Below are 12,381 nucleotides of genomic sequence, written 5' to 3' on the forward strand. Positions count from 1 at the left end.
GACAGACAGTCATATTCCGAGAATATATCGTGAAGCCTGAGAACTGCTCCGTTCGAGTGCGTCTTCTTCTGTGAGCAACTACTTTTAATATGTATACGACTGACAAGAGAGTCCTGAGATGAGTTGTTGTCAGTGGTCATCTTCGCGCCCATCACAACGCTTTTCGGATCAATTGACTACTCCACGCGTATGACGTTCACGGACGAAATTCGAGCGGAAGCAGACGAGATCTGGGAAGCAATCCTCGACCATCCGATGGTCCGCGAACTCGGTGAGGGGACACTCGAGGAAGCGCCGTTTCGGTACTGGGTTCGGCAGGATTACGTGTACTTGATCGAATACAGTCGGCTGTTCGCCATTGGGGCTTCGAAAGCACCCACCATCAACCAGATGCAGACGTTCGCCGATCTTCTTGACTCGACAATCACCGTCGAAATGGATCTGCATCGCTCCTACGCCGAAGAGTTCGGGATCAGCGAGGCCGAACTGGAAGCGACGGATCCGTCGCCGACGACGCGTGCGTACACGGATTTTCTCGTGCGCACAGCAGCACTCGGCACGTTCGGTGATATCGTAGCCGCGCTTCTCCCCTGTATGTGGGGGTTCAACGAAACGGGAAAACGCCTCGCTGTGCGGGGGACACCGACTGACGATCGATACGCCGAATGGGTCGATATGTACTCGGGTGAGGAGTTCACAGAACTCACCGATTGGTGTAAGGGATTGATGGACGACGTGGCCGCCGGCGCGTCCGAACGCGATCGTGAGCGCTATCAGGAGCTGTTCGTCACGTCAGCGCGCTATGAGTATCGATTCTGGGACGCCGCGTGGCGAGAAGAAGAATGGGGAGTGTAACCAGCAATACATTCAATATATTCCACTCAACCTCGGCTGTCCCAACGTCTGAAAGGCACTCGATCGTAGCCGTTCACACCGAACTCACCACCGCGACAGGACATGAGGCGTTCTCGATGATATGTTCTACTCGATGCCCGAGAAATGCCCGACGGGATGTCGGTCGTATTTCGCTGCCCATGACTATTAGATCGATCTCTTTGTTGGTGGCTCTGGTGAGAATATCGTGTTCGGGTCGATCACCGACAGAGACGTGTGTCAGCACTTCGGCCCCCATCTGCCGTCCGAGTTCGGCTTCTCGATCGACGATCGCCTCACCGAGTTCAATCGCTTCAGAGACGTCCGGCACAATCAAGGTTTCCTCTGCGTGAGGACGGCTGACCACGTGCATGACCTCAACGATTGCGTTCTGAGCGGTTGCGATCGTAAACGCCACCTCAGCAGCGTGTCGGCTGTACTGTGTGCCGACAGTCGGAAGCAGGATGCGACGAATCGACAGCGCTTCGACCGATCCCTCGTTCGACGCACCGTTTGAACTGACGGTCAGGACAGGGCATGGCGTCACCTGAAGGATGCGATCGATCTCTGTCCCCAACAGTGGCCGACTGATCGCTCGCGGTGAATCGCTCATACCGAGAACCAACAGATTGTACCGGTTCTTTGCCTCTGTAAGCACTGTGTCGCTCACGCTCGTGTCGGCTCTCCGAGTAGTTGTCCGAACCCTCCCATTCGGTCGATCAGAGAGCGCGAGAGACGCCTCAACCTGTTCTAAGCACTGGTTTGCGGAAAGACCGGGAGACTGGGTCCGATCTTCGTGATTGTCCTTTCGCTGGAGATTGCTGTTGACCACGTCTTGGACCAGATTCTTCACTCGCTGTACGACCGAAGACCCACTCCGCTCTGTGTGTTCACTTCGGCTCTGATCGACGTACATGCACGTGATATCGATGTCCCGATGCCGGGTAATGTGTCCAAGAATCTGTGCGGCGACCAGTGAATCGGCACTGCACTGCGTCGGGAGTAGCACACGGTTGATCGTGCCGAGGAAGCTCTGTTCATCAGATGTTCGCTGGTCGAGCCGTTCGGCTTCCGCATCCGAAAGCTCTGTTTTGCCGAGCGTTACCCGTAGTAACGGAGGGGCTGTTAGTGAGGTGACGATCGCGACCATAACAATAATCGAGTACATCTGAATGGTGAGCACACCAATACTCAAACCGATCGTCGCAACGATGATCTCGATTGCTCCGCGGGCGTTCATCCCTGCACCCATCGCGATTCCCTCCCACCGGGAAAGTCCAGCAGCTCTTGCGCCAATGAATGCACCAGTGAATTTTCCAAACGTCGCAACTCCGAGAACGATCATTCCTGCGCCAAAGAGAGCGGGATCAGCCAGCGTGGTGAGATCAACGCGTAGACCAGCCGTGGCAAAGAAGATCGGCGCGAAAACGCTGAGCGTCATCGTTTCGAACACGTGTCGCGTTGCCTGATCGAAGCGGTTGACCTGCCCGATGAGCAAGCCGACAACGAACGCACCCAACACCGCTTCGACGCCGATGTACTGTGTGATCGTTCCGACGCCGAGCGCCAGCACCATTAGTATCGTGATCTTTCCACCCTCACCACCGATAGCCGTATCCGCCCATCGAATAATTGGGTCCGCTAGACGGCGACCGAGCGTGAATGCAAGTCCCAAAAACACGATCAGTAGGAGAATCGTTTCTCCTGCCGTCCCCAACACCGCACTACCACTTGCATCACCGCCCACCTTGGCGAGTGCTGCGACGATCGAGAGAAGAATCCATCCGATGGTGTCGTCGATCATTCCCGCTGCGATCGTTATCTGTCCGATATCACGGTGGATCGCGTCCATGTCGATCAACACTTTCGCAATAACCGGGATCGCAGAGATACTCATTGCCGTTGCGATGAATAAGCTGAATACGAAACGCTGGCCTTCGTCGACAAGAAATTCGGACGGGAGCACGTATCCCAATCCAAAGCCCGTAATAAATGGAACCACAATCCCAGCAGCAGAAACGAGTGCAGCTGGTCGTGCTCGGCTTGCGATGAGTTCGAGATCAGTCTCGAACCCAGTGACGATCAACAACATGAGGAGGCCAAACCAGGAGACGACTTCGATTAGGTGATAGGACCCAGCGAGTTGCGGAAAGATCGTCGTAAACAGGTCAGGATTGAGTGCTCCAAAGACCGACGGACCGAGGACGATTCCAGCGAGCAGTTCACCGACGACGGCCGGAAGTTCCACTCGCCGCGCGAGTTCGCCGAGACCGCGGGCAGTCATCAAGAGCAAGAACAGCTGAGCGAACAGAATGAGTAATGCACGCTCGTCCAGCGGTTCGATAACGACTGGCTGGATCATACCATCAATGCGCCACTCATCCAGATATAGCTGCGGTCGGGTGGAAAGCCAGCCGTAGATACAATTCACTGTAGTAATCATGTAGCGTTGAAACCATCAGAAACAGAGTAGTTTCATCGCCTATCGCAGATAGTAGGCATGTGAGCGTGCGCACGCCCCCAGAGAGACGATGAGTCGGATCGTAGTGTGACTCAGCTCACGCCCGAACACGCCACGTTCGTCCCCAAGAGAAATAATCGACGCTCGATATGCGACGACGATTTCCCCATGACGTATATGATGATGATCATGTTCGACAAAGGTTTTATGGCCGATCTGAGCACTTGAGTAGAAATCCGAGTCGGAGAGGGAAGCGACAGATCGAAGACGGTACCTCGGTAGCCCTGATAGAGACACCCATGTGGCCTTGGGGACACCTCGCTGTTGGCTATCTGTTGTATACGCTCTTTTCGCGTGTGAGCATCGGACGATCACCGACAGCGTCTACGACGCTCGCTGTCGCGGTTGGCACACAGTTTCCAGATCTCATCGATAAACCACTGGCGTGGACGTTCGGTATCCTCGCTTCTGGACGCTCATTCGCACATTCGCTGTTGATCGCGTCGTCCGTTATCGTGCTCATATTCCTCGTTTCGAGGCGACAAAAGCGCATCTCCCTTGCTATCGCCTTTGGCATCGGCTACCTCTCACATCTCGTTGCCGACGCAGTCTTGCCACTCGCGCGGGGCGAGTACCAGTTTATCGCGTTTCTTGGCTGGCCGATTACCCGACCACCACTCGATAGTGAGGAGATGAGCTTCATCAGCCAGTTTATGTCGATGGAGTTCACACCGTTTTTCATCCTCCAACTTGTGCTCGGCGGCGTTGCAGCTGTCGTCTGGTGGTGTGACGACGCACCCGGTCTGCAACGGCTCCGTCGATGGACCATTCACAGGGGCCAGCGGACAGAATAGTTGATGAACTGTGACGGACCGCACGACGTCTTCTCACAGACGATTGCCGTGTCTCGTCCTCAGTTTCCGAAGGTTAGGTCGAAGAAGATCGCATCATTCACGTGGATAAAATCGACCGTCTCCGTGTAGTTGTATCCGTCCTCGCTGTCTCCGTTTGCCGCGGAGACGTGCCCGGAGACGGATGATCCATACTCGGTCTCGGTCTCCTCTGAGACAGATGTAGGAGAGATGGTATCACGCGCAGAGATGTAGTACGTCCATTCGCCATCCACTGCGGTCACGTATAGATCACCAGAGCGGCCGTCGAGATCGTGTTCGATCCGAAGGCGATTGCGCTGATCGTCGGTGATCGTGAGACGCGAAACGGGACCTGTGCTGGTGAAAGTATCGTAATATCCCCCATGAATTGTTCCAGCGGCCACATCACCAGAGATCGACATCTCGATCGTATCGTTGTCCTCGGCAGCTGCTCCTTTCTGAATCTCGCCGGCGTGTTCGATCGTGTACTCCCACGGGCCATCATCGAATGCGTGGACCGTAATTGGATACGATGACTGATCACTCGCCGATGCTGTCGCGCTCGCACTGCCAGTCATTCCGACGATACCAGCCGCAGAAGCAAGTTTCAAGAAAGCACGCCGCCCAACTAAGGATCGTCCACTCATAGTTGCAGGTAGTCTCACTGTCTGATCTTATGATGAGTCTTGTGGCCGAGACGATACTACAAACGGTGATGCTGGTTTGGATTACTCACTGACCTGAATGTCAACAAACAAACAAAGATAGTGGCAAGCTCTGACACACCATGCTACAAGTATGCTACGCACGTAATGCACCCTATGGCACAGTGTGCCCATTGCGAAGCCGACATCACCGAGTGGGCTGAGCGCATCGAAGCAGCAACCAAGCCACCGAGTACGCCAAAAGTTTGGACATGTCCAGAATGTGATAAAGTTCTCGGTGTCTCTGATTGGGGCACTTCACACCGCGAGTAGCGCCTTACCACCGGCTCTGTGATCAGTAAGAGGATCGAATATCCCACACAACGTAAGAGTCTGAGAATCCCCGGTTGCTGCTTGATGAGCAATCTCACTACTAACAGAAGGATCTCGTAGACGGAGATCGATTAACAATCCCATGATGTTGTGTTCAGAGCTACGTTACCAGCTTGGTACCGGCTATTTTTCACAGACGTGCCCTGCTGTTCACTTGGTGGGACGACAAAAGTAGTCGGTTCACCCGACGCAGCTCGCTTCGGTGCGTTCAAGAATCACTGTGTACTGATCGACGCCGAAGTCTTGTGGATCACCGTACTGGTTAGTACGTGGGTAGATCCCAGCTCGGAGGAGTTCCCAATACACCGGTCGTGCCTCGGCTGTCCGCAGAAACCGCGGTTCTCGCCCGAACCGTGCTACCACCTCGTACGGATACGTGTTCTCCGCGAGGAGATTGTGATAGTACGCACGCACTTGTGGGTTCGAGTGATCGCTTGCCCGTTCGCTATGATTGTCCGGCGCAAGATACATGAACGACGTTTGGTAATTGAGCTGGATGTACGTCGGGCACCGCTCGGGCATGTCGAGTACCCACTCCGCAAGCATGTGTTCGTATTCATCATTAGTTGGGAGATTCGGCCGATGTGTCGTCATCGCGTATGGGACTGCGGCGTCTTGAGGATCGGTCGCGTACGTCTCGACAGTCGCGTTTTCCGTTGCGTGATCAGTGAGCCACTTGGCCGCTTGATCGCGCGGTTGCGTCGCGTAGCCGACAGTACCGAGTCCGGTGTAGAACGCGCTCGTCACGAGGAGAACGGCGGTGGCCACTCGCGCCAGTCTTGGTCGCTGAACCGCTGTGTGTTGTAACGCGACCGCGAGCAACACGAGGAGGAAGGGGACCGTCAACAGCAAGTGATGCGTACGGATATACGCCCACTGAGAAAATACTAACAGGGTGGCTCCAACCACGAGCAGCGAAAGGACAATTCCATCACTTTCGATCGAGCGCTGTCGATGTCGGAGGCGATCAAAAGCGGCTACAACAGCAGCGAGACTCCCGACAAACAATGGAAACCCGAGACCGTTGAGATAGCCACGAAGCAGCCACCACCACGACGGCCGGCGGAGCCATCCGTGTGAGGAGCCTTTTGCTGTCGTGCCGCGAGCCACTCGGTCGAAGAGCACGTCGACGCCGCCACTCACTGCGCTTGGAAACCCGATGTAAACAGTGACGATCCCGATAGCTGCACCGCTCACGAGCATTGTCGGTCGGAAGAGTGCTTCCATCGGTGTAGTCCCGTGACGGCGCGCCCGTAACAAGTACGCCCCGGCCAACAGGACAACCCCAACACCCGCTGTGAGCTTAAAGGCAATAGCGATTCCACCAAACAGACAGCCTCCAAGAAACCGCCGCGATGACCCGGTCTCCACGTACGCGAGCGCGTAGATGAACGTGAGCAATAAGAAAAACAGCGCGGGGACATCTTCACCAGCTTCGTGGGCGAGAACCACTAACCCCCACGTAAGCGCAAGTGTGGTTGCAGCGAGCCGTCCGGTCGCCCGATCGCGGAGCATCGTCCCAATCCGGTAGACGAGATAAACACACCCGACCGCGAGCGTGACGTTAACCAACCGGGCAGAGACAATTGCTACGGACCACACCCACGATGGTAGTATCTGCCAGTACGTCCAATGGCCGATCGTCCACGCCTCCGAGAGATCCGTGAGCTGTTCCAATCCTCCAGTAAGCGCGAGATAACACAGTAGCGGGAGCAGGACGATCCCATACAGGTAGAACGTCGCGCCGTACGAGCGCCAGAAAATGATGCCGTCACGGAGCGAGTCGACACTCGGATCTTGGATGGAGAAGCCGATCGCTTCCATGATATCAACGATCCGCCAACGCTCATCGCGCGTTGCGAAGTTCGGTACGCGGTGCCAGATCCAGAAGCTACAGAGTGCTGTTGCAAGGAGGAGAATATAAGCCAAGTACGGATCGCTACGGAGATCGTTGACAACCTGTCGCTTGGCGCGGACAATAGGGGCGGTGAGTCGTCGAAGCATGATTGTGATCAGTGGCTAAGTCAATTGATGGAGGGAATACTGGTGGTCATCGATCGATCGAGCATTTGCATCGAGTGCCAGCAGTTCGCCGCCGAATACGTCCGAAGTTTTCGTTGCATGGACTATCTTGCAGTGAGAGGGATAAGACGGCGTGTTAGTATCGTCGGTGCACAACATACGTAGATATATCTACTGAGAATCTGTTCTATCAGATATGACCGTCGATACACTGGCGGTACAGCGAATCGTTGGTATGGGTGAGTGCAAGCTGGCACGGTGACGCTGAACATCCCGTCGCTCTTAAATTGGGATCAGTTCTGCTTGATACGCCCGTAGAAACGAGCGCAGACGACCGATCCCTGTAGCGAGCAACAATCACTTCAGCCGCGTCAATCTACTCTTCGTATGGCGACTGATCGGTCGAGCCAATGGGAGTACAAAACAGTTCGCCCGCCAACAGAAGCAACACAGAAAGAGGCCGCAGATCCGACAAAGCAGCTGAACGAACTCGGGAAAGCTGGCTGGGAACTCGCCGGCACCATCGACTACACCGGCGGTGGGACGAAGTATCTCGTTTTCAAACGTCCACAATCGATGGAGTGAAGAATCGTTACCGGTCGTATCATCGGATTTTTGTGAATAGCTCGTATTTGCTACGGGTACAGATGAGTTTTGAACCAACTGCGGATACCATGAGAGAGCGGGCCAATGAGAGCCGTCTCAAACTCTGGTTGTTACTCGGTGCCAATCGGCTGATCGTCACCGGGTTGTTGGTCCTATTCATTTTTCTCAACTACCTCGCATTGAGTGTGCTGTACGGGACGCCGCTGTCGGCGGCGATCGGGACAGGGGATACGATCGAAACGATGTTTTCGACGATGATTAGCGGCATCATCACTGGTACCACGCTCGTCGTCACCATCAGCCAGCTCGTCATCGCTCAAGAAACAGGTCCACTCGGTGATCAACACAGACGGATGAGTGATGCGTTGGATTTTCGTGATTACACCGAAGAGTTTACTGGAACGACGACGCCAGCTGACCCATCGGCGTTCCTCAAGACGATCCTCGATACGACGACCGAGCGGGCATACGCGTTCCGGGATGCCGTCGACGATACACCGAACTCAGAACTCACTGCGGACGTAGAGACGTTCACAGACAGCCTGATTGAGAACGCAAAGACAGTCAGCGAGCAGCTCGATGGGGCTCAGTTCGGAACGTTTGACGTGCTGTTTGCGTCGTTGAACTATAACTACTCGAAGAAGCTCTTCGAGGTAGACCGGCTCGAAAATGAGTATGCAGACAGTCTGAGCGACAACGCAGCCGAAACACTTACCGAACTCGATACAGCCCTTGCGATGTTCGGACCAGTACGCGAACATGTCAAAACGTTGTATTTTCAATGGGAGCTGATGAACCTCTCGCGGTTGATTCTGTACGCGGCGGTTCCGACACTGGTGCTTTCCGGATTCATGCTGTCGTTCGCCGGACCAAGCTCATTTCCGGGATACTTCCTCGGGATCGAACGGTTGCTTTGGGTCGTCGGAATCGCATTTACGATCACACTCACGCCGTTCTTACTACTCGTGGCCTACCTGCTCCGCATCGCTACCGTTGCCCAGCGTACCCTCGCTATTGGACCACTCATTCTTCGCTCCTCAGAACGATAACCACACTGTGCCGATATATAAGTTTGTGAAACAATCGATTCAAGCGGAACCAATCTGGATCCGAAGCTCGGATTTCTGGCCGAATTTAGCTGATGACATATAAAAAACACTACGTTACAGACGTATGCTTGTAACAGCAAGCAATAGGTACAGGTCATTCGATTCGCCCGTACAAGGAACTCTCCCGGGAAGGCGTACGGAAGAGATTACGACCGGATGTGCTGTGTCTCCTACAGAGTGTAGAAATGTGAATGATGTTTGACGTTATTCTAGGTGATTTCTACAGTCGATTTATCGTCACGAGACAGGATCAGTCGTATCACACTCAACAGACAGATGACTGCCCACGCAGTTCCTGAAAAGAGGATCGAAATCAGCTGCTGACTCGAACCATCTGGTGAGCAGCGGTACAGAGAGAGCGCCATCTTCTAATGGGATGGCTGGATTACGTTTCAACGTGCACACAGACGTAGGCGTGAACGATAGACAGAGTGTTGACTGTCGATACTCAATTGCAATGTATATTAAAGGGACAGAGCAGCATGAGCGATGAACCGAGCGACACAATGCGCGAGCGGATCAACGAGAGCCAAACGAAGTTATGGATCCTGCTTCGGGCAGATCGTGAGCGGCTCGCCAGTATCGTACTCGGCGGTATCTTCGTCTCGTTCATCGCTGTTGGGATACTCGATCCGACACCGCTTCGGGCGGCGATCACGAGTAAGGATCCAATCGAAACACTCTTTGAGGAGTACGTCGCGGCGATCATCACCGGCGTAACGCTCGTGCTCACGCTCAATCAACTCATACTTTCACAAGAACTTGGTGCAGTTGGTGACCAACGCGAGCGCATGGTAGGCGCGATGGACTTCCGCGAGGATGTCGAGGATACGATTGATGCGCCAATCACCCCACCGGAGCCGTCAGCGTTCCTTCGGGCAATCATCGACGCGACGCAAGCACGGGCGAACGATCTTTCAGAAGCCGTCTCCGAGAGCCGAGATGAGCAGCTGCGAGATCACACTGACGCCTACATCGAAAGCCTCACTCAGAACGCAACGGAAGTCAGCAACCAACTCGAAGACGCACAGTTCGGGACGTTCACGGTGCTGTTCGCCGCACTCGATTACAACTACTCGTGGAAGATTTACGAAGCCCGCCGCCTGAAAAACGAACACGCCGACGGACTCACCGATGAAGCCGACGAGGCATTCGATCGGCTCATCGAGGTGCTGAAATTCTTTGGTCCTGCTCGTGAGCACTTCAAAACGCTATATTTCCAGTGGGAGCTCGCAGACCTTTCTCGTACGCTGCTGTACGTCGCAGTTCCCGCTGTCGTTGTCACCTCGATAATGGTGCTTTTTGTGGGAAATCCAGGCACAATCACTGGCACGACAGCTGGTGTCGACAACCTACTCTGGGTTACAAGCGCAGCGGCGACGATTGCACTCTCACCGTTCATTCTACTACTTTCGTACATTCTTCGAATCGTGACCGTCGCCAAGCGGACGCTTTCGATCGGTCCGTTCATTCTCCGAGAAACCGACCGGAGCGAAAGTATCGATTGGGATGAAGAATGAAATCGGTCTATTACTCAAAAATAAATGCCCGATCAATAGATAGATGGCTATCTTCGAGAGTCATCTATCAGAGCAATTCCAACGGGCACGCACAGCGACCGTCAAGTCTGCTATCGCGGTAATGAATTAACCCATCTGCACACCCGCTATATCGATAGTTTGAGTATATCGTCGCAAGTATTTGCCTATCGATCAGGACTCTCCAATATCATTTCTCTCGAAGATCAGCGGCAGAGATGGACGACGGTTTGATTGCCAGAACCGCGGGAGTCTATCTTCGATGATTTACTCGAACGACATAGAGCACTCGATCAGTACCATCCGAATCATCGAAGAAGAGACCGATGGTTATCGAGAGAGCCAGAAGCCACAAAGTCACCATACAATTAGCAAGAGTAAGCCGGTCGGACAGTTGATTACGTTCTAAGAACAAAGTAACGATCAGAATATCAACCACTCACAACACCGTTCCTCATCAAATTCGGGAATGTACTTCTAAAGAGTTTATATAATATGCATTAAATAGATAGATTATTAATATTTTGTGAGGGAGTGTGTGAACCACACTCGCCGTCGACAACCGAAACCGCGAGTAGAGTGAATAGCGATCAGGAGTGGAAGATGTTACAGTCGATCAGCTCTCTGTCGAGATCTGACGATCAGTACCGAGCCAGCCATCGAGTAGACCGCTCACAGCGATGACAACGAGGCCGACTGCGGCAATGTAAGCGTACGTCGATTGGATGCCAACGAGATCGAGTAACCGGCCAGTAACGAGTTCTCCGACACCTGATCCGGTGGCAAAACCGAATCCAGTAAGAAACGTTTGTGCGGTCGAACCGATCGATTCGGGCGCGAGTTCGTGTGCGAGATTCACCGCCGCGAGCATGAACGCAGCGTAGCCAACGCCGAGGAGGAGTTGCATGCTGACGACGATACTCGCCGCCGGTGCTGAGGCGTAGAGTGCGAACGTGATGACGTGACAGGCCGCGCCAGCGATCAGTAAACGACGATACGACGCCGTAAAGCGAGCAGCATAGAGAAAAACGACCGCTTCACCAAGTGTCTTCGCGGCGACCGAGAGTCCGGTGATCGCATCGCTTGCGCCGAGGCTCTTGACGTATACCGAGAGATACGCGCCTCCAGCAGGGAACATCGCACCCATCAAGAATGCGGCGACTAACAGCGCAGCGAAGTTCCGATCTCTGATGAGCGATGCCGCGCGCAGACCGACGCTTTCGGTCGGTGGTTTGCTCTCGACGGGGATTCGAATGAGGATGACCGCGAGCGCGGCCATGCCGGCAGCAAAACAGTAGAAAACGATAACCGATCCAACTTGCGAACTGACGAGACCGATTCCGAGTGCAGCGACGCCGAACGCGATACTGCCGTAGGCGCGGACGCTTCCGTACGGTAACCCCGCCGAGAGCAGCATTGAGTTGGCGACTGGACGGACCGGTGCACGGAACGCAGCGAGCGCGACCGTGACGAACACGAGCAGCGGGAAGGCCGACGCAAACTGTGGATAAGCGAGCACCAGCACGCCCGAAACGACGACGCTCCCAAACAGGATCCGCTTTTGTGCGCCGAAACGATCGCTCAGTACCCCCCACAGCGGAAGTGCGGCGATACCGGCCACCCGGAGCAAAAACCCAATCGTTCCCATCTGGACTCCGGTCATCCCAATGTCAGCGAAGTAGGCGTTTCGATACACAACAAAGCCGCTCAATGCGGCGAAGTACAGAAAATAAAACGACTCAAAGTAGCGACGCTCGTCCATCTGCTCGCAGTTCCCAACCGAGTGGCTTAGTCGCTCGCCTATCGGTGAACATTGTTAGTAACTCGTCACTAATTCGTACAAACGTGGAACGTCAGTTGGAG

At 54.3% G+C, this 12,381-nt stretch carries 10 protein-coding genes; 6 read left to right on the forward strand and 4 right to left on the reverse strand.

Annotated elements, in window-relative coordinates:
- Nucleotides 1-189 precede the first annotated feature (189 nt).
- Complete coding sequence (gene tenA / locus MW898_RS08495) at nucleotides 190-855, forward strand: thiaminase II (RefSeq protein ID WP_248906243.1); 666 nt, start codon at nucleotides 190-192, stop codon at nucleotides 853-855.
- Nucleotides 856-928: 73 nt separating this feature from the next.
- Here tenA and MW898_RS08500 read toward each other — a convergent pair whose 3' ends face one another.
- The gene (locus MW898_RS08500; protein ID WP_248906245.1) at nucleotides 929-3,235 is read right to left on the reverse strand and encodes a cation:proton antiporter domain-containing protein; all 2,307 of its coding nucleotides are present in this window, start codon (nucleotides 3,233-3,235) and stop codon (nucleotides 929-931) included.
- 323 nt (nucleotides 3,236-3,558) lie between these two features.
- On the opposite strand from MW898_RS08500, the gene MW898_RS08505 reads away from it, so the two are divergent.
- Complete coding sequence (locus tag MW898_RS08505; protein WP_248906247.1) at nucleotides 3,559-4,188, forward strand: metal-dependent hydrolase; 630 nt, start codon at nucleotides 3,559-3,561, stop codon at nucleotides 4,186-4,188.
- A gap of 59 nt (nucleotides 4,189-4,247) precedes the next feature.
- On the opposite strand, the gene MW898_RS08510 is transcribed toward MW898_RS08505, so the two are convergent.
- The gene (locus tag MW898_RS08510; protein ID WP_248906249.1) at nucleotides 4,248-4,853 is read right to left on the reverse strand and encodes a hypothetical protein; all 606 of its coding nucleotides are present in this window, start codon (nucleotides 4,851-4,853) and stop codon (nucleotides 4,248-4,250) included.
- Between the two features lie 174 nt (nucleotides 4,854-5,027).
- On the opposite strand from MW898_RS08510, the gene MW898_RS08515 reads away from it, so the two are divergent.
- Complete coding sequence (locus tag MW898_RS08515; protein ID WP_248906251.1) at nucleotides 5,028-5,183, forward strand: hypothetical protein; 156 nt, start codon at nucleotides 5,028-5,030, stop codon at nucleotides 5,181-5,183.
- A 240-nt stretch (nucleotides 5,184-5,423) separates the two neighbouring features.
- Here MW898_RS08515 and agl22 read toward each other — a convergent pair whose 3' ends face one another.
- The gene (agl22, locus tag MW898_RS08520; protein ID WP_248906253.1) at nucleotides 5,424-7,247 is read right to left on the reverse strand and encodes a glycosyltransferase family 39 protein; all 1,824 of its coding nucleotides are present in this window, start codon (nucleotides 7,245-7,247) and stop codon (nucleotides 5,424-5,426) included.
- A gap of 405 nt (nucleotides 7,248-7,652) precedes the next feature.
- Here agl22 and sp36 point away from each other — a divergent pair, with 405 nt between their 5' ends.
- The 3 genes from sp36 to MW898_RS08535 all read left to right on the forward strand — a co-directional run bounded on the left by sp36 (nucleotide 7,653) and on the right by MW898_RS08535 (nucleotide 10,500).
- On the forward strand, nucleotides 7,653-7,850 hold the full coding sequence (gene sp36 / locus MW898_RS08525; protein ID WP_248906256.1) for a Sp36 family protein: 198 nt from the start codon (nucleotides 7,653-7,655) through the stop codon (nucleotides 7,848-7,850).
- A 62-nt stretch (nucleotides 7,851-7,912) separates the two neighbouring features.
- On the forward strand, nucleotides 7,913-8,920 hold the full coding sequence (locus MW898_RS08530; RefSeq protein WP_248906258.1) for a DUF7972 family membrane protein: 1,008 nt from the start codon (nucleotides 7,913-7,915) through the stop codon (nucleotides 8,918-8,920).
- 542 nt (nucleotides 8,921-9,462) lie between these two features.
- Nucleotides 9,463-10,500 (forward strand): DUF7972 family membrane protein, encoded by a 1,038-nt coding sequence (locus MW898_RS08535; protein ID WP_248906260.1) that lies wholly within the window; start codon nucleotides 9,463-9,465, stop codon nucleotides 10,498-10,500.
- 634 nt (nucleotides 10,501-11,134) lie between these two features.
- On the opposite strand, the gene MW898_RS08540 is transcribed toward MW898_RS08535, so the two are convergent.
- Complete coding sequence (locus MW898_RS08540) at nucleotides 11,135-12,280, reverse strand: MFS transporter (RefSeq protein WP_248906263.1); 1,146 nt, start codon at nucleotides 12,278-12,280, stop codon at nucleotides 11,135-11,137.
- Nucleotides 12,281-12,381: the final 101 nt, after the last annotated feature.

Source organism: Halocatena marina, assembly GCF_023276375.1.
In the GTDB taxonomy this organism is placed as follows: domain Archaea; phylum Halobacteriota; class Halobacteria; order Halobacteriales; family Haloarculaceae; genus Halocatena; species Halocatena marina.